Origin of the sequence: Pseudomonas sp. TJI-51, from assembly GCF_000190455.2 — a bacterium.
In the GTDB taxonomy this organism is placed as follows: Bacteria; Pseudomonadota; Gammaproteobacteria; order Pseudomonadales; family Pseudomonadaceae; genus Aquipseudomonas; species Aquipseudomonas juntendi.
In genome coordinates this window covers 1-17806 of sequence record NZ_AEWE02000064.1, presented here as the reverse complement: position 1 = coordinate 17806, position 17806 = coordinate 1, and the positions used below count along the sequence as shown (strand labels likewise).

Annotated in this window: 18 protein-coding genes and 1 pseudogene; 3 read left to right on the top strand and 16 right to left on the bottom strand. The window is 63.7% G+C overall.

Features of this window, described 5'->3' with window-relative positions; genetic code table 11:
* Window positions 1–38: 38 nt before the first annotated feature.
* Complete coding sequence (locus G1E_RS14585; RefSeq protein WP_003254305.1) at window positions 39–374, top strand: YbaB/EbfC family nucleoid-associated protein; 336 nt, start codon at window positions 39–41, stop codon at window positions 372–374.
* Between the two features lie 173 nt (window positions 375–547).
* Window positions 548–1150 (top strand): recombination mediator RecR, encoded by a 603-nt coding sequence (recR, locus tag G1E_RS14580; protein ID WP_009683911.1) that lies wholly within the window; start codon window positions 548–550, stop codon window positions 1148–1150.
* Window positions 1151–1287: 137 nt separating this feature from the next.
* Here the strand turns inward: recR and G1E_RS14575 are convergent, their stop codons facing one another.
* The 16 genes and pseudogenes from G1E_RS14575 to ccoN (G1E_RS14500) all read right to left on the bottom strand — a co-directional run bounded on the left by G1E_RS14575 (window position 1288) and on the right by ccoN (G1E_RS14500) (window position 17034).
* A complete protein-coding gene (locus G1E_RS14575; protein WP_009683910.1) occupies window positions 1288–1836 on the bottom strand; it encodes an adenine phosphoribosyltransferase in 549 nt (182 codons plus the stop codon).
* Between the two features lie 55 nt (window positions 1837–1891).
* A complete protein-coding gene (gene fnrA / locus G1E_RS14570) occupies window positions 1892–2626 on the bottom strand; it encodes a Crp/Fnr family transcriptional regulator FnrA (RefSeq protein ID WP_009683909.1) in 735 nt (244 codons plus the stop codon).
* Between the two features lie 186 nt (window positions 2627–2812).
* Complete coding sequence (hemN, locus tag G1E_RS14565; protein ID WP_009683908.1) at window positions 2813–4195, bottom strand: oxygen-independent coproporphyrinogen III oxidase; 1383 nt, start codon at window positions 4193–4195, stop codon at window positions 2813–2815.
* A 200-nt stretch (window positions 4196–4395) separates the two neighbouring features.
* A complete protein-coding gene (locus tag G1E_RS14560) occupies window positions 4396–5079 on the bottom strand; it encodes a sulfite exporter TauE/SafE family protein (protein ID WP_009683907.1) in 684 nt (227 codons plus the stop codon).
* Window positions 5072–5287, bottom strand: a complete 216-nt coding sequence (gene ccoS / locus G1E_RS14555) for a cbb3-type cytochrome oxidase assembly protein CcoS (RefSeq protein WP_009683906.1) — start codon at window positions 5285–5287, stop codon at window positions 5072–5074. The genes G1E_RS14560 and ccoS overlap by 8 nt, the downstream gene beginning before the upstream one ends.
* Window positions 5266–7756 (bottom strand): annotated as a pseudogene (locus G1E_RS14550) (heavy metal translocating P-type ATPase). The gene ccoS and the pseudogene G1E_RS14550 overlap by 22 nt, the downstream one beginning before the upstream one ends.
* Window positions 7757–7911: 155 nt before the next feature.
* Window positions 7912–8436, bottom strand: coding sequence for a FixH family protein (locus tag G1E_RS14545; protein WP_009683903.1), 525 nt, complete (start codon window positions 8434–8436; stop codon window positions 7912–7914).
* A gap of 15 nt (window positions 8437–8451) precedes the next feature.
* Window positions 8452–9867, bottom strand: a complete 1416-nt coding sequence (ccoG, locus tag G1E_RS14540; protein WP_009683902.1) for a cytochrome c oxidase accessory protein CcoG — start codon at window positions 9865–9867, stop codon at window positions 8452–8454.
* A gap of 308 nt (window positions 9868–10175) precedes the next feature.
* Window positions 10176–11153: a cytochrome-c oxidase, cbb3-type subunit III gene (ccoP, locus tag G1E_RS14535; protein ID WP_029885690.1), complete on the bottom strand. Its 978-nt coding sequence runs from the start codon at window positions 11151–11153 to the stop codon at window positions 10176–10178.
* Window positions 11150–11341 carry a CcoQ/FixQ family Cbb3-type cytochrome c oxidase assembly chaperone gene (locus tag G1E_RS14530; RefSeq protein WP_009683899.1) on the bottom strand — a complete coding sequence of 64 codons (192 nt, stop codon included), beginning with the start codon at window positions 11339–11341 and terminating at the stop codon, window positions 11150–11152. The genes ccoP (G1E_RS14535) and G1E_RS14530 overlap by 4 nt, the downstream gene beginning before the upstream one ends.
* A gap of 5 nt (window positions 11342–11346) precedes the next feature.
* A complete protein-coding gene (gene ccoO / locus G1E_RS14525) occupies window positions 11347–11955 on the bottom strand; it encodes a cytochrome-c oxidase, cbb3-type subunit II (RefSeq protein WP_009683898.1) in 609 nt (202 codons plus the stop codon).
* Window positions 11955–13397, bottom strand: a complete 1443-nt coding sequence (ccoN, locus tag G1E_RS14520) for a cytochrome-c oxidase, cbb3-type subunit I (protein ID WP_029885689.1) — start codon at window positions 13395–13397, stop codon at window positions 11955–11957. The genes ccoO (G1E_RS14525) and ccoN (G1E_RS14520) overlap by 1 nt, the downstream gene beginning before the upstream one ends.
* A gap of 452 nt (window positions 13398–13849) precedes the next feature.
* Window positions 13850–14791 (bottom strand): cytochrome-c oxidase, cbb3-type subunit III, encoded by a 942-nt coding sequence (gene ccoP / locus G1E_RS14515; RefSeq protein WP_009683896.1) that lies wholly within the window; start codon window positions 14789–14791, stop codon window positions 13850–13852.
* On the bottom strand, window positions 14788–14982 hold the full coding sequence (locus G1E_RS14510; RefSeq protein WP_009683895.1) for a cbb3-type cytochrome c oxidase subunit 3: 195 nt from the start codon (window positions 14980–14982) through the stop codon (window positions 14788–14790). The genes ccoP (G1E_RS14515) and G1E_RS14510 overlap by 4 nt, the downstream gene beginning before the upstream one ends.
* Before the next feature lie 5 nt (window positions 14983–14987).
* Window positions 14988–15596 (bottom strand): cytochrome-c oxidase, cbb3-type subunit II, encoded by a 609-nt coding sequence (gene ccoO, locus G1E_RS14505; protein ID WP_009683894.1) that lies wholly within the window; start codon window positions 15594–15596, stop codon window positions 14988–14990.
* A gap of 13 nt (window positions 15597–15609) precedes the next feature.
* Window positions 15610–17034: a cytochrome-c oxidase, cbb3-type subunit I gene (gene ccoN / locus G1E_RS14500; protein ID WP_029885688.1), complete on the bottom strand. Its 1425-nt coding sequence runs from the start codon at window positions 17032–17034 to the stop codon at window positions 15610–15612.
* A 50-nt stretch (window positions 17035–17084) separates the two neighbouring features.
* On the opposite strand from ccoN (G1E_RS14500), the gene G1E_RS14495 reads away from it, so the two are divergent.
* On the top strand, window positions 17085–17777 hold the full coding sequence (locus tag G1E_RS14495) for an alpha/beta family hydrolase (protein WP_009683891.1): 693 nt from the start codon (window positions 17085–17087) through the stop codon (window positions 17775–17777).
* Window positions 17778–17806: the final 29 nt, after the last annotated feature.

Below are 17806 nucleotides of genomic sequence, written 5' to 3'. Positions count from 1 at the left end.
CCGGGCCGCATCAAATGACCCAATCGAGGTATACCCCCATGATGAAAGGTGGCATGGCCGGCCTGATGAAGCAGGCCCAGCAGATGCAGGAAAAAATGCAGAAAATGCAGGAAGAGCTGGCCAACGCCGAAGTCACCGGCCAGTCTGGTGGCGGCCTGGTGAGCGTGGTGATGACCGGTCGTCACGACGTCAAGCGCGTCAGCATCGACCAGAGCCTGATGTCGACCGATGAAGATGACAAGGAAGTGCTGGAAGACCTGATCGCCGCTGCGTTGAACGATGCAGTGCGCAAGGTGGAGCAGAGCAGCCAGGAAAAAATGGGCGGCATGACCGCCGGCATGCAGCTGCCGCCGGGCTTCAAAATGCCGTTCTAAGGCATGCGCCCTCGAAAACCGCCGCTGACACCAGCGGCGGTTTTTTTTTGTGCGTACTCGCAGCCGCCGCGGTCATTATTCTTGACCCGGCGCGCTCCCACCCGGAGGCTGATTTGACGCCACTGTCCCCGCTGGGTATAAACCGCCCCTTATTGAATTGTCAGGCCTTCCCCATGAGCTTCAGCCCCCTTATCCGCCAATTGATCGACGGCCTGCGCATCTTGCCAGGTGTAGGCCAGAAAACCGCCCAGCGCATGGCCCTGCAACTGCTCGAGCGTGACCGTAGCGGGGGGCTGCGCCTGGCCCAGGCTTTGACCCAGGCCATGGAAGGGGTAGGGCATTGCCGGCAGTGCCGCACCTTGACCGAGCAGGACCTGTGCCCACAGTGTGCTGACCCGCGGCGTGACGACACCCAGCTGTGTGTGGTCGAGGGGCCGACCGATGTGTATGCGGTCGAGCAGGCCGGCTACCGCGGCCGTTACTTCGTGCTCAAAGGCCACCTGTCGCCACTGGACGGCCTGGGGCCGGAGGCCATCGGCATTCCGCAACTGATGGCGCGGATCGAAGAGCAGGGTACCTTCACCGAGGTGATCCTGGCGACCAACCCGACCGTGGAAGGCGAGGCGACGGCGCATTACATCGCGCAGCTGCTCAATGAAAAAGGCCTGGTGGCCTCGCGCATCGCCCATGGTGTACCCCTGGGCGGGGAGCTCGAACTGGTGGATGGCGGAACACTGGCCCATGCCTTTGCCGGGCGGCGGCCGATTTCGCTCTGAAGCTGCAAGCTGCAAGCTGCAAGCTGCAAGCTACAAGCTGCAAGCTACAAGCTACAAGCTAAAGCAGATCGGCTTCTGCTTGTAGCTTGCGACTTGCGACTTGCGACTTGCGACTTGCGCTGCTTGCGACTTGCAACTCAATACTCGCTGAGGGAAAACTCGGTCAGGCAGAAGGTCGGCACCCCGGCCGCCTGCAGCCGGCGCGAACCGTCCAGTTCGGGTAGGTCGATGATCGCGGCGGCCTCGAACACCTGCGCACCGGTGCGGCGCACCAGGTTGGCCGCTGCCAGCAAGGTCCCGCCCGTGGCGATCAAGTCATCGAAAATCAACACCGAATCGCCTTCGCACAGGCTGTCGGCGTGCACCTCCAGAAAGGCCTCGCCGTACTCGGTCTGGTAACCCTCGCTCAGCACGTCGGCTGGCAGCTTGCCTTGCTTGCGGAACAGGATCAGTGGCTTGTTCAACTGGTGGGCGATGATCGAACCAATCAGGAAACCCCGCGCGTCCATGGCGCCAATGTGGCTGAACTCAGCCTCGACATAGCGCTCGATGAACTGGTCGGCCACATAGCGCAGCCCGCGCGGCGACTGGAACAGCGGGGTGATGTCACGGAAGATCACGCCGGGCTTGGGGAAGTCCACCACTGGGCGGATCAGGGCTTTGAGGTCGAAGGCGTCGCTGTGCATTGTTGCGGGTATCCTGGGAAAACGAATGCCCAAGTATACCCGCTAAATACCGGCATCAGGCCTCCATTGCACCACCGGCCAGCGCACACAGCTGGATCGGGTCGAGGATGTGCACTTCCTTGCCTTCGGCGCGCAGCAGGCCGTTCTGCTGGAAGCGGGTGAACACCCGTGACACGGTTTCCACTGCCAGGCCCAGGTAGTTGCCGATTTCGTTGCGCGACATGCTCAGGCGGAACTGGTTGGCCGAATAGCCGCGGGCGCGGAAGCGCGCCGACAGGTTCACCAGGAACGTGGCAATGCGCTCGTCGGCGGTTTTTTTCGACAGCAGCAGCATCATTTGCTGGTCATCGCGGATTTCACGGCTCATTACCCGCATCAGCTGGCGGCGCAGCTGCGGGAGCTGGACCGACAGTTCGTCGAGGCGCTCGAAGGGGATTTCGCACACCGAGGTGGTTTCCTGAGCTTGCGCCGACACCGGGTAGGCTTCGGTGTCCATGCCCGACAGGCCGACCAGTTCGCTGGGCAGGTGGAAACCGGTGATCTGTTCTTCGCCGCTGTCGCTGAGGCTGAAGGTTTTCAGGGCGCCGGAACGTACCGCGTAGACCGAGCCAAAATTGTCACCCTGGCGGAACAGAAACTCGCCTTTTTTCAGCGGACGCCCGCGTTTGACGATTTCATCCAGTGCATCCATGTCTTCCAGGTTGAGTGAAAGAGGCAGGCACAGGGGGGCCAGGCTGCAATCCTTGCAATGGGCCTGGTTGTGAGGGCGCAGTTTGACTGGCTCGGACATTTGGATCGATCCTTGTGGGAAAGCACACATAAGTCGTAAGGGTAACCTACGACACAGGGTGTAGGCCAGTGTGCGCATCAATGCTGCGCGCTGGCAAAACCCCGGCAGATGCCCTGCCGGGACTCCTCGTTCGCCCATAGTGTGCCCGGCAAGGTGGGGTGTCCATGCGGTTGAACGTCTCGCTTTTCAGATAACCCGGGAGAAGCGCTGGCGGTTCTGCATCGCCAGGTAGGCATCGAACACCATGCATACCGAACGCGCCAGCAAGCGCCCGGCCGGGAGAATGCGGATGCCCTTGTCGTCCAGGCTGATCAGGCCGTCGCGCTGCAGGGTCAGCAGTTCTGGCCAGAGGTGGTCGAAGTAACCGCGGAAATCGATGGTGAACGCTTGCTCGATGGGTTCGTAAACCAGCTGGAAATGGCAGATCAGTTGCTGGATGACCGCCCGGCGGATGCGGTCGTCATGGTTGCACAGCAGGCCGCGCTGGGTCGCCAGCTGGGCGTTGGTCAGGCTGTCCTGGTAGGTGTTGAGGTCACTGCTGTTCTGGCAGTACAAGTCGCCGATCTGGCTGATGGCCGACACGCCCAGGCCGATGAGGTCGCAGTGCCCGTGGGTGGTATAGCCCTGGAAATTGCGCTGCAGGGTGCCTTCTTCCTGGGCGATGGCCAGCTCGTCGTCGGGCAGGGCGAAATGGTCCATGCCGATATAGCGGTAGCCAGCGGCGGTCAACTGCTCGATGGTGGCGTGCAGCATCTCCAGCTTGGCGGCCGCGCTGGGCAGGTCGCTGCTGTCGATACGCCGTTGCGGCATGAAGCGTTCGGGCAGGTGGGCGTAGTTGAACACCGACAAGCGGTCGGGCTGCAGGCGGATCACCTCTTCGACGGTGCGGGCGAAGCCTTGCGGGGTTTGTTTGGGCAGGCCGTAGATCAGGTCGAGGTTGATCGAGCGGAATTGCAAGGTGCGCGCCGCCTCGATCAGGGTGCGGGTCTGCTCCAGGCTTTGCAGGCGGTTGATCGCGCGCTGCACGGCGGGGTCGAGGTCTTGCACGCCGAGGCTGACGCGGTTGAAACCCAGTTCACGCAGCAGGCCCATGGTCGACCAGTCGGCTTCGCGCGGGTCGATCTCGATGCCGTAGTCGCCGGAGTCATCGTCCAGCAAGTGGAAGTGCTGGCGCAGGGTAGTCATCAGTTGGCGCAGTTCCACATGGCTGAGGAAGGTCGGGGTGCCGCCGCCGAAATGCAGCTGTTCCACTCGCTGTTTCGGTGCCAGGTGGCAGGCGATCAGCTGAATCTCCTGCTCCAGGCGCTGCAGGTACGGCGCGGCGCGGGCGCGGTCCTTGGTGATGACTTTGTTGCAGGCGCAGTAGTAGCAGATGTTGGCGCAGAACGGCACATGCACATACAGCGACAGCGGGCGTACCGCCCGGCGGCTTTCGCGCAGGGCGTGGAGCAGGTCGAAGGAACCCACCTCGCTGTGCAGTTGCACGGCGGTCGGGTAGGAGGTGTAGCGTGGCCCGGCAAGATCGTAGCGGCGGATCAGGTCGGTATCCCAACGAATGTCGTCGAGCATGTGGGCGGTCCCCGGAAAGAGCAGCAGTGAACCGGAGTCTATGGGCGTCTGTAGGAATCTGTGTTGATTTGTATCAAGCGGCAAGCGGCAAGCGGCAAGCGGCAAGCGGCAAGCAGCAAGCAGCAAGTGGAAAGTCGAAAGTCGAAAGTCGAAAGCAGATCTGCTTTTTCTTGTAGCTTGTAGCTTGTAGCTTGTAGCCCTCAATGCCCCATCAGCCAATGCTGGTGCGGCCCGGGCATGGTCCAGATACCAAACAGCATCACCAGCACCCCGCCAGCCACCCGCACACTGCGCCGTTTCAACAAAGTGTTTACCCGCTCTGCCGCCAATCCGGTCGCCAGCAGCACCGGCCAGGTGCCCACCCCGAACGCCAGCATCAACGCCGCGCTGTAGCCGGCATGGCCCTGGCTGGCCGCCCATAACAACGTGCTGTACACCAACCCGCATGGCAACCACCCCCACAAGGCCCCCAGCAGCAACGCACGGGGCAGGCTGGACACCGGCAGCAAGCGTGACGCCAGCGGCTGGATATGCCGCCACACGCCGCGGCCTAGCACCTCGATACGCGTCAGCCCGCTCCACCAGCCGGCCAGGTACAGGCCCATGGCAATCAACAGCAAGGCGGCCAGGACCCGCAGGGCCAGGGCGGCCGGGCTGCTGGCCACGGCCCAGCCGGCCAGGCCCAGCAGCAACCCGGCGCAGGCATAGCTGAAGATGCGCCCCAGGTTGTACGCCAGCAGCAGGCGCAGGCGCCTGCCGCGTTGTTCAGGGGGGATGGCCAAAGTCAGCGCACCCATCAGGCCGCCGCACATGCCCAGGCAGTGGCCGCCGCCGAGCAAGCCGAGCACCAGCGCCGAGCCCAGCAGGGGAAGCAGGTCAGACACGGGGTGGCAAGTCCTTGTCGGCGCTGCCCGGCGTGTCGTCGGGTTTGACCGCCGCCTGGTGACGAGGGTCCTGGTCGTCGAACAGAATGCTGTGCGCCGGGCCGTCGAGGTCGTCGTACTGGCCGCTGTCCACGGCCCAGAAGAAGATGTACACGGCCACGCCGACCAGCAGCAGGGCTGCGGGGATCATGACATAGAGGGCGGGCATGGCGTACTCCTGGCGGGTTGCGCGGCATCCATCGCGGGCAGCCCCGCACTGACTGGCGCGCGGGTCAGGCGCAGGGCATTGAGCACCACGATCAGTGAGCTCACCGACATGCCGACAGCAGCCCACACCGGGGTGACCCAGCCGAGGGCGGCGAACGGCAACATCAGGCCATTATACAGGGTTGCCCACAGCAGGTTCTCGAGGATGTTGCGGCGGGTGCGGCGCGCCAGTTCCAGCGCCTGCACCAGCGCGCTCAGGCGGTTGGACAGCAGCACCGCGTCGGCGCAGGTCTTGGCCAGGTCGGTGGCGCTGCCCATGGCGATGCTGATGTCGGCGGCGGCCAGCACCGGCACATCGTTGACCCCGTCGCCCAGCATCAGCACCTTGCGCCCTTCGGCCTGCAAGGCTTTGAGGCGGTCCAGTTTGTCGTCCGGGCGCAGGCCGCCAATGGCGTGGTCGATGCCCAGTTGCGCGGCGACTTCCGCGACCATCGGCGAACTGTCGCCAGACAGCAGCAGGGTGCGCCAGCCCCGCGCTTTGCAGGCAGCCAGCAGGGCCGGTGCATCATCGCGCAAGCGGTCGTCCAGGCCGAACCAGGCCAATGGCCCCTGGCGGGCGCCCCGCAGCAGCCANNCCCCCCCCCAGCCACTGGCCGCGAGGCTCGGGCACCGCAGGTACTTGCGCGCCGCTCAAGGCGCAGACGAAGCTGGCCTGGCCAATGCGCAGGCGCTGGCCATCGACCAGCCCTTCCAGGCCCAGGCCGGGTACACTCTGCACCTCTTCAGCAGCTGTGGCCGCGCGCCCGAACGCGCGGGCGATGGGGTGCTCCGAGCGGTTCTCCAATGCCGCCGCCAGCGCCAGGCAACGGTCCGCGGGGTGGCTGCCGAGTGGGCGAATGCTGCGCAAGGTCAGCCTGCCTTCGGTCAGCGTGCCGGTCTTGTCAAAAATCACCGTATCGATCTGGTTCAGGCCTTCCAGCACATGGCCACGGGTCACCAGCAGGCCAAGCTTATGCAGGGTGCCGGTGGCTGCAGTGAGTGCGGTGGGGGTGGCCAGCGACAGCGCACAAGGGCACGTCGCCACCAGCATGGCCAGCACGATCCAGAACGCCCGGGCCGGCTCCAGGTACCACCACCACAGGCCGATGGCCACTGCGGCCAGCAGCGAGAACAGCAGGAACCCCTGCGAGGCGCGGTCGGCAATTTCTGCCAGGCGTGGTTTTTCCGTCTGCGCGCGCTCCAGCAGGCGGACGATAGCCGACAGCCGCGAGTCGTGGCCCAAGGCCTGGACTTCTATATTCAGCGTGCTTTCCACGTTCAAGGTGCCGCCGGTGACCCGGTCCCCCACCCGCCGCGGCTGTGGCAAGTATTCACCGGTGAGCAGCGATTCGTCGACGCTGGAGCGGCCTTCGACGACGCGCCCGTCGGCGGGAATCACCGCGCCGGGCAGCACCTGTACGGTGTCGCCGCATTGCAGTTCACTGAGCAGAATGCGCCCGCTGCGGCCTTGGCTGTCCAGGCGCAGGCACGAAGCCGGCAGCAAGTTCACCAGTTGCGCCGTGGCCGCTGCGGTGCGCTCGCGGGCGCGGCGTTCCAGGTAGCGGCCGGTCAACAGGAACAGGGCGAACATGCCCACGGTGTCGAAATACAGCTCGCCGCTGCCGGTGATGGCTGTCCAGATGCCGGCACCGAAGGCCAGGCCAATGGCCAGTGACACCGAAACATCCATGGTCAGGTGGCGGGTGCGCAAGTCGCGGGCGGCGCCCTTGAAGAACGGTGCGCAGCTGTAGAACACGATGGGGATCGTCAGGAACAGCGCCACCCAACGCAGGATGGTGTGCAGCTCGGGCGACAGGTCGATGTTGAATTCCGGCCAGGTGGCCATGGTCGCCATCATTGCCTGGAACCACAACAACCCGGCAACGCCCAGGCGCCGCAGGGCACTGCGGTTTTCCCGGGCCAACTGCTCGGCGGCCTGGTCGGGTTGGTAGGGGTGAGCGGCGTAACCGATCTGGCGCAGTTCGGCCAGCAGGCGCGACAGTGGCAGCTGCGAGGCATCCCAGGCAACCAGCAGGCGGTGGTTGGACAGGTTAAGGCGCGCCTCGGCGACGCCGGGCAGGTTGCGCAGGTGTTTTTCGATCAGCCAGCCACACGCTGCACAGCTGATACCTTCGATCAGCAAGGTGGCCTCGGCCAGGTCGCCCAGGTGGTGGACGAAGGTTTGCTGCACGTCACTGCGGTCGTACAGGGCCAGTTCGTCCTGCAACTGCCTGGGCAACGCTTCGGGGTTGGTGCTGTTGTCGCTGCGGTGCTGGTAGTAGTGTTCCAGGCCGCCGGCCACGATCGCCTCGGCCACTGCCTGGCAGCCGGGGCAGCAGAACTCGCGGGGCTCGCCGAGCACCACAGCGGTGAAGCGGCTGCCGGCCGGAACGGGCAGGGCGCAGTGGTAGCAGGGAATGGGTTGGGTCATCACATCATTGCCTTACACATAGCGGCCGGTTGGCGCGCTTCCCTGTAGGAGCGGCCTTGTGTCGCGAAAGGGGCGCGAAGCGGCCCCACGATCTTAGCTTCGCAGCATAGGTTGCAGGGGCTGCTGCGCAGCCCTTTCGCGACACAAGGCCGCTCCTACAGGTGCTCGGCGCCTTGGATGGCTTCATCACCAAGCTGCAAGGTCACGCCATGCTCGACCTTCTCCTCCTCGAACAGCCGCCACACCTGGCCACCTTCACTGCCCAGCAGCTCAACGAAACGCCGCCCGTCAACCTTGTCTTGCAGTTGCCCCACGTAACGCCCGGCCTCGACCTGGCTCAGCAGCACCTTGCGATCCTTTTCCGGCTGGGTGGGCGATATCAGGTTCAGTTCCAGGTTCTGCGGGTTGCTGTTGCCGGCCAGGCGCAGGTCCACTTCGCCGGTCAGTTCATCCAGGTGCACACTGGCCTGGAGGCGCAGCTTCTGTGCCAGCAGTTCGCGGTCCAGTGAGCGGTTGATGCCCTTGCCCGCCTCGTAGTAATTGTCGTTCACCAGGTTGTCCGGGTTGTTCACGGCGATGCTGACCATGCTCAGGCTCAGGCACACCGAGGTGGTGAGGATCGCGATGATGATCCAGGGCCAGAGGTGCTTGTACCAAGGGTCGGCGGCGGTGGCAGGCATTGTGGGTTATCTCTCTTAGCGGATCTGTGGGCCGATGAAGCGGCTCTTGGCTTCAACTTGTGCGCTGCTGTCGTCGGCGCTTTTGAGGATGAAGGTTATTTCGTTGGTGGTCGATGGCAGTTTTTCCGGCGCCACCGACAGCTGCACCGGCAGGCTGACGATATCCCCGGCGGCCACGCGGATCTCGCGTTGGCCTTCGAGCGTGAGGTCTGGCAGGCCAGTGGCGTCCAGCACATACACATGGTCACGCTGGTCCTTGTTCATGACCTTCAGGCTGTACACGTTCTCGATCCGGCCCTGGGCATTTTCGCGGTACAGCACACGGTCCTTGCTGACGTCGAAACCGACCAGCGAGCGGGTGGCGAAGGCCGTGGCCAGGCCGATGATCATCACCAGCAGCACCAGCGCGTAGCCGATCAGGCGGGGCCGCAGCAGGTGGGTTTTCTGCCCGGAGAGGTTGTGCTCGGTGGTGTAGCTGATCAGCCCTTTGGGGTAGTTCATCTTGTCCATGATGCCGTCGCAGGCATCGATGCAGGCGGCGCAGCCGATGCATTCGATCTGCAGGCCGTCGCGGATGTCGATGCCGGTCGGGCAGACCTGCACGCACAAGGTGCAGTCAATGCAGTCACCCAGGCCTTGGGCCTTGTAATCCGCGCCTTTCTTGCGCGGCCCCCGGGTTTCGCCGCGGCGCGGGTCATAGGAGACGATCAGTGTGTCCTTGTCGAACATCACGCTCTGGAAGCGGGCGTAGGGGCACATGTACACACACACCTGCTCGCGCAGCCAACCGGCGTTGCCGTAGGTGGCGAGGGTGAAGAAGCCGACCCAGAAATAGGCCCAGCCATCGGCCTGGCCGGTGAAGAACTCGATCACCAGTTCACGGATCGGCGAGAAGTAGCCGACGAAGGTCATGCCGGTGACGAAGCCGATCAGCAGCCACAGGCTGTGCTTGCTGAACTTGCGCAGGAACTTGCTGGCGCTCATGGGCGCCTTGTCCAGTTTGATGCGCTGGTTGCGGTCGCCCTCGGTGACCTTTTCACACCACATGAAGATCCACGTCCACACGCTTTGCGGGCAGGTGTAGCCACACCAGACCCGGCCTGCGAACACGGTGATGAAGAACAGGCCGAAGGCGGCGACGATGAGGATGCCTGACAGCAGGATGAAGTCCTGCGGCCAGATGGTGGCACCGAAGATATAGAACTTGCGCTCGGGCAGGTTCCACCACACCGCCTGGTGGCCACCCCAGTTCAGCCATACCGTGCCGAAGTACAGCAGGAACAGCGCGGCACCGCCAACCATGCGCAAACGCCGGAACAGGCCGGTGAAGGCGCGGGTATAGATTTTTTCGCGGGACGCGTAGAGGTCGACGGAGTCCTTCCCTTTCGTGGCAGGCGGGGTTACATCATGTACCGGAATTTGCTTGCTCATCATCAAGTCCCACGGCAGTGGAAAAATGCCGCGGCCAGTGCGTGCCGGCCGCAGTCTCGCGCAATCTGCTAGCGCTCTGCGGTTCATGATACGCCGCTGTGGGCGGCCCGGGGTCGCACTGCGACCTTTAGTCGCGTTGGGTTCGCGGTGTGAATCGTGTTATGGCGGGTGTCAATTGATCCAGGTCATCAGCCTGCGAGAAATGCTTGGTTGTGCCGGCCTTTTCGCGGGCTTGCCCGCTCCCACAGGTCCCTCATCAGCCTCGAGGCTGTGGGAGCGGGCGAGCCCGCGAAGAGGCCGGGCCTGCCTTACTCGGCCTTGGCCGGCTCAGCCTGGTGCGACAGGCTGTACACATAAGCCGCCAGCAAGTGCACCTTGTCGTTACCCTGCAGCTGTTCCTGGGCCGGCATCTGCCCCTGGCGGCCATAGCGGATGGTCTGCTGCAACTGGGCAAAGCTGGAGCCGTAGATGAACGCCTGCGGGTGGGTCAGGTTCGGTGCCCCCATGGCTGGCGTGCCTTTGCCTTCCGGCCCGTGGCAGGCCACGCAGTTGGCGGCGAAGATCTTCTGCCCATTCTGCACATCGGCCTTGACCCCTTGCGGCAGGGTACGGCCATCGAGCTTGCTGACCACGAATGCCGCGACGTCGGCCACACCTTGGTCGCCGATCACTTCGGCCCATGCCGGCATCACACCGTGGCGGCCGCCCATGATGGTGGCCTTGATGGTTTCCGGCTCGCCGCCCCAGCGCCAGTCATTGTCGGTCAGGTTGGGGAAACCGAAGGCGCCCTTGGCGTCGGAGCCATGGCATACCGAGCAGTTGGAGGCGAACAGGCGTGCGCCCATTTTCAGCGCCTGTGGGTCTTTGGCCACTTCCTCGATAGGCATGGCGGCGAACTTGGCGTAGATCGGGCCGAAGCGCGCCTGGGCCTTGGCCATTTCCTTTTCCCACTCGTGCACGCCGGTCCAGCCCTGCTGGCCGTTGGAAAACTCGGTCTGTTTGTCGTTGTCCAGGTAGGCATAACCCGGCAGCATGCCTTTCCAGTTGCCCAGCCCTGGGTACAGCACCAGGTAGCCGAGGGCGAAGACGATGGTGCCGACGAACAGCCAGAACCACCATTTCGGCAGTGGGTTGTCGTACTCCTCGATACCATCGAAGGCGTGCCCGACGGTTTCGTCGGTCACCTCTTCGCGCTGGCCCTTGCGGGTCGACAGCAGCAGCCAGGTCAACGAGAAGATGGTGCCCAGGGTCAGGACGGTAACGTACAGACTCCAGAAGGTTGTCATTGTTGTTTGCTCCCAGAAGCTTTTGCTTGCTCGACGTGCCGTTTGGCCTCGGGGTCATCGGCGAAGGGCAGTTGGGTGGCTTCGTCGAAGTCCTTCTTGCGCCGTGGGTTGAACACCCACAGCGCCAGGCCCACGAACGCCACCATCACCACGACGGTACCCAGGCCGCGAATCATCCCGATATCCATCAGCGTCACCGTTTGCTCTTGATGATGGTGCCAAGACCCTGCAGGTACGCCACGAGGGCGTCCATTTCGGTCTTGCCCTTGACCGCGTCACGGGCGCCGGCAATGTCGGCGTCGGTGTACGGTGTGCCGAGTGTGCGCAGCACCTCCATCTTCTTCGCGGTGTCCTTGCCGTCGAGCGTGTTCTCGACCAGCCAGGGGTAGGCCGGCATCTTCGATTCCGGCACCACGTTGCGCGGGTTGTACAGGTGCGCGCGGTGCCAGTCATCGGAGTAGCGGCCACCGACCCGTGCCAGATCCGGCCCGGTGCGTTTGGAGCCCCACAGGAACGGGTGGTCCCACACGCTCTCGCCGGCGACCGAGTAGTGCCCGTAGCGCTCGGTTTCGGCGCGGAACGGGCGGATCATCTGCGAGTGGCAGCCCACGCAACCTTCGCGGATATAGATGTCGCGGCCTTCCAGCTCCAGGGCGGTACGCGGCTTCATGCCCTCGACCGGCTTGTTGGTGACGTCCTGGAAAAACAGCGGGACGATCTGGGTCAGGCCACCGACGCTTACCGCGATGACCATGAAGAAGGCCAGCAGGCCAATGTTCTTCTCGACGGCTTCATGCTTCATCAGTGCGCTCCCACAACGACGATCTTGGCGGCTTCTTCAGCCTGTGCCGGGTTGGCGGCACGCACGGTACGCAACACGTTGTAGGCCATCAGCAGCATGCCGCTGGCGAAGAACGCACCGCCCAGGGCACGCACGATGTAGCCCGGGTGGCTGGCTTGCAGTGCCTCGACGAACGAGTAGGTGAGGGTGCCGTCATCGTTGATGGCACGCCACATCAGGCCCTGGGTGATGCCGTTGACCCACATCGAGGCGATGTACAGCACGGTGCCGATGGTGGCCAGCCAGAAGTGCGCGTTGATCAGGCCAACGCTGTGCATCTGCACGCGGCCATACAGGCGCGGGATCATGTGGTACACGGCGCCGATCGAAATCATGGCGACCCAGCCGAGGGCGCCTGCGTGCACGTGGCCGATGGTCCAGTCGGTGTAGTGCGACAGCGAGTTGACGGTCTTGATGGCCATCATCGGGCCTTCGAAGGTGGACATGCCGTAGAACGCCAGCGACACCACCAGAAAGCGCAGGATCGGGTCGGTACGCAGTTTGTGCCAGGCGCCCGACAGGGTCATCATGCCGTTGATCATGCCGCCCCAGCTTGGCGCCAGAAGGATGATCGACATCACCATACCCAGCGACTGCGCCCAGTCGGGCAGGGCGGTGTAGTGCAGGTGGTGCGGGCCGGCCCAGATGTACAGGGTGATCAGCGCCCAGAAGTGCACGATCGACAGGCGGTACGAGTAGATCGGCCGCTCGGCCTGCTTGGGCACGAAGTAGTACATCATGCCCAGGAAGCCGGTGGTCAGGAAAAAGCCCACGGCGTTGTGCCCGTACCACCACTGGATCATCGCATCGGTGGCGCCGGAGTAGGCCGAGTACGACTTGAACAGGCTGACCGGCAGGGAGATGTGGTTGACGATGTGCAGCATCGCGGTGACCACGATGAAGGCACCGTAGAACCAGTTGCCGACATAGATATGCTTGGTCTTGCGCTTGACGATGGTGCCGAAGAACACCACCCCGTAGGTGACCCAGACAATGGCCAGCAGAATCGCCAGTGGCCACTCCAGCTCGGCGTATTCCTTGGTGGTGGTGTAGCCCATCGGCAGGGTGATCAGCGCCCCGACGATCACCGCCTGCCAGCCCCAGAAGGTGAAGGCGGCCAGGCTGTCGGAAATCAGCCGCGTCTGGCAGGTGCGCTGCACCACGTAGTAGCTGGTGCCGAACAGCGCGCAGCCGCCGAAGGCGAAGATCACCAGGTTGGTGTGCAGCGGACGCAAGCGCCCGAAGCTGGTCCAGGGCAGGTCCAGGTTCAGTTGTGGCCACACCAGCTGCGAGGCGATGAAGACGCCGAGGCCCATGCCAAGGATCCCCCAGACCACCGTCATGATGGCGAACTGGCGGACGACCTTATAGTTATAAGCAGTCGGACTGATTGCTGTGCTCATTCTAAGGTTCCACGGTTTTGATGTTCTTGTTGGTTGAAAAATCGGCGCCAGTATTGATAACCCTCCGGGTTACCGCAACGCAACTTTGGTACGCCGACCCGTGTCCGGGCCCGTTCACTGATGTCCCGCAGCGCTCGGGTCAGGTGGATTGTACACAAATAAATATTTGTAATGTGTACCGTTTTTCACCTTTTTCTGATCGATCGGTCAAGCTTTTTTTGGAGGCGGCCACTGACCAGGCGCGGCGTCTGCGCCGGTGCTTTCGTAGGATGCCCACTGTGGCAACAAGCTTAGTTCTGTTCGGAGGGGGTGCAAGGGAGGGAGTAGGGCGGGGGAGCGCTGGGGCTGCTCTGCAGCCCTTTCGCGACACAAGGCCGCGCCTACAGAAAAAATGCGATCTCCTGTAGGAGCGGCCTTGCGTCGCGATGGGCCGCAAAGCGGCCCCGGGGGTATTACTTGGAGGTCACAGTTTCAGCCGCGCCATCCTGCGACAGGCTGTACACATACGCCGCCAACAGGTGCACTTTGTCATTACCCTGAATCTCGGCCTGCGCCGGCATCTGCCCTTGGCGACCGTAGCGGATGGTCTGTTGCAGCTGGGCAAAGCTCGACCCATAGATGAACGCCTGTGGGTGGGTCAGGTCGGGCGCGCCCATGGCCGGGGTGCCTTTGCCTTCCGGCCCGTGGCAGGCCACGCAGTTGCCGGCGAAGATCTCCTTGCCCTTGGCCGGGTCGGCCTTGGCGCCTTCCGGCAGTTTACGGCCGTCCATGCTGGTCAGCACGAACGCGGCGACGTCGGCCACGCCCTGCTCGCCAATCACCTCGGCCCAGGCCGGCATCACACCATGGCGGCCGTTCATGATCGACGCCTTGATGGTCTGCGCATCACCGCCCCAGCGCCAGTCCTTGTCGGTGAGGTTGGGGAAGCCGAACGCGCCCTTGGCGTCCGAGCCATGGCAGACCGAACAGTTGGAGGCGAACAGGCGCCCGCCCATTTTCAACGCCTGCGGGTCCTTGGCCACTTCCTCCACCGGCATGGCGGCGTACTTGGCGAAGATCGGCCCGAAGCGGGCATCGGCCTTGTCCATTTCCTTTTGCCATTCGTTGGCGCCGGTCCAGCCATTTTCATAACCCGGCAGAATGCCTTTCCAGTTGCCCAGGCCCGGGTAAAGGATCAGGTAGCCGACCGCGAACACCAGGGTGCCGACGAACAGCCAGAACCACCACTTGGGCAAGGGGTTGTCGTACTCCTCGATGCCGTCGAAGCTGTGGCCCATAGTCTGGTCGGTGGGGTTGTGGCTCTGGCCCTTGCGGGTGGCGAGCAACAGCCAGGTCAGGCCAATCAGGCTCCCGATGGTCAGTACGCTGATATACGTACTCCAGAAGGTGGTCATTGCCCGTTACTCCTTTTTGCAGCAGGTTCCTGCCCGGCAGCGGGCAGGCGGTCGTCGACGAAGGGCAGCAAGCGCGCCTCGGCGAAATCACGGTCGCGACGGCGGTTGAATACCCACAGGGAGAGGCCGATGAAGGCGACCATCACCACCAGGGTGCCGAGGCCGCGAATCATGCCGGTGTCCATTTCCATCGCAATCACCTCTTGTTCTTGATCGCGGTGCCAAGCACCTGCAGGTAGGCCACCAGCGCGTCCATCTCGGTCTTGCCCTTGACCGCGTCGCGGGCACCGGCGATGTCGTCGTCGGTGTACGGCACGCCGAGCGTACGCAGGGTGCGCATCTTCACGTCGGTGTGGCTGTTATCCACCTGTTGGGCGACCAGCCAGGGGTACGCCGGCATCTTCGACTCCGGTACCACGTTGCGCGGGTTGTACAGGTGCGCGCGGTGCCAGTCGTCCGAGTAGCGGCCGCCGACCCGGGCCAGGTCCGGGCCGGTACGCTTGGAGCCCCACAGGAACGGGTGGTCCCACACGCTCTCGCCGGCGACCGAGTAGTGGCCGTAGCGCTCGGTTTCGGCGCGGAATGGGCGGATCATCTGCGAATGGCAGCCTACGCAGCCTTCGCGGATGTAGATGTCGCGGCCTTCGAGCTGCAGCGCGGTGTAAGGCTTCATGCCTTCGACCGGCTTGTTGGTGACGTCCTGGAAGAACAGCGGCACGATCTGGGTCAGGCCGCCGATACTGACGGCCAACACCATCAGCAGGGCCAGCAGGCCAACGTTTTTCTCGATGACTTCATGTTTCATCAGGCAGGTCTCCTCAAGCCAGCTGGGCGTTCGCAGGGGCAGCATCAAGCGCCGGCGAACGCACGGTGCGCCAGGTATTCCAGGCCATCAGGAACATGCCGCTGAGGAAGATCGCACCGCCGACGAAGCGCACGATGAAGCCTGGGTGGCTGGCCACCAGGGTTTCCACGAACGAGTAGGTGAGCGTGCCGTCGCTGTTCACTGCGCGCCACATCAGGCCCTGGGCAATGCCGTTGACCCACATCGAGGCGATGTACAGTACGGTGCCGATGGTGGCCAGCCAGAAATGCGCGTTGATCAGGCCGATGCTGTACATGCGTTCCTTGCCGAACACTTTCGGGATGGTGTGGTACAGCGCGCCGATCGAGATCATCGCGACCCAGCCGAGGGCGCCAGCGTGCACGTGGCCGATGGTCCAGTCGGTGTAGTGGGAAAGGGCGTTGACCGTCTTGATGGCCATCATCGGGCCCTCGAAGGTGGACATGCCGTAGAACGCCAGCGACACCACCAAAAAGCGCAGGATGGGGTCGCTGCGCAGTTTGTGCCAGGCCCCCGACAGGGTCATCATGCCGTTGATCATGCCGCCCCAGCTCGGTGCCAGCAGGATCAGCGACATCACCATGCCCAGCGATTGCGCCCAGTCAGGCAGGGCGGTGTAGTGCAGGTGGTGCGGGCCGGCCCAGATGTACAGGGTAATCAGCGCCCAGAAGTGCACGATCGACAGGCGGTAGGAATACACCGGGCGTTCGGCCTGCTTGGGCACGTAGTAGTACATCATCCCCAGGAAGCCCGCGGTCAGGAAGAAGCCCACCGCGTTGTGGCCATACCACCACTGCACCATGGCGTCGGTGGCACCGGCATAGACCGAGTACGACTTGGTCAGGCTGACCGGCAGTTCCAGGTTGTTGACGATGTGCAGCATGGCCACCGTCAGGATGAACGCGCCGAAGAACCAGTTGCCCACGTAGATGTGCTTGGTGTTGCGCTTGATCAGCGTGCCGAAGAACACGATGGCGTAGCAGACCCAGACGATGGTGATCAGGATGTCGATCGGCCATTCCAGCTCGGCGTATTCCTTGGAGCTGGTGTAGCCCAATGGCAGGCTGATGGCCGCCAGCAGGATCACCAGCTGCCAGCCCCAGAAGGTGAACGCGGCCAGGCCGGGTGCGAACAGGGTGGTCTGGCAGGTGCGTTGCACCGAATAATAGGACGTGGCGAACAGCGCGCAGCCGCCGAAGGCGAAGATCACCGCATTGGTGTGCAGTGGGCGCAGGCGGCCGAAGCTGGTCCAGGGGAGGTCGAAGTTGAGGGCAGGCCAGGCAAGCTGGGCGGCGATGAAAACGCCGAGCCCCATCCCGACGATTCCCCACACCACCGTCATGATGGCGAATTGGCGGACCACCTTGTAGTTATAGGCGGTACTGCTGGTTGTGTTCATGTATGGGTTCCCATCCACGGTTATTTGGCAGGCTTTACAGCGAGGCAAGCATGATTAATGGGCAAAGTGCCGGTATTGACGGGGATCAATGGGCGAAGGTCGGAAATGTCCCAGGCTTGCGCTGCAATCTTGCGCAGGTCGAGGGCGGGGAGGGTTACAAGGGCTGCCTGATCCTGGCCCATGGTGCCGGTGCGCCGATGGACAGCGGGTTCATGGACGAAATGGCGCAAAGGCTTGCGGCACTTGGGGTAGCGGTGCTGCGCTTCGAGTTCCCGTACATGGCCGAGCGCCGGGTTGGCGGTGGCAAGCGGCCGCCGAACCCGCAGAAGGTATTGCTGGAAAGCTGGCGCGAGGTGTACCGGCAGGTGCGACCTTTGGTCGCGGGCAAGCTGGCGGTGGGTGGCAAGTCGATGGGCGGGCGCATGGCCAGCCTGCTGGCCGACGAACTGGGCGCCGATGCGCTGGTGTGCCTGGGCTACCCGTTCTACGCGGTGGGCAAACCCGAGAAGCCGCGCGTGGAGCACCTGGCCGGGTTGAAAACCCCGACGTTGATCGTGCAGGGCGAGCGCGATGCGCTGGGCAACCGGGAGGCGGTGGCAGGGTATGCGTTATCGCCGGCGATCGAGGTGAGCTGGCTAGTGGCGGCGGACCATGACCTGAAGCCGTTGAAGGCTTCGGGGTTCAGCCATGAGCAGCATTTGCAGGCGGCGGCTGAACAGGTGGCGGCATTCCTGAAGGGTTAGCGCTGGATGCTTCGCGGGCTTGCCCGCTC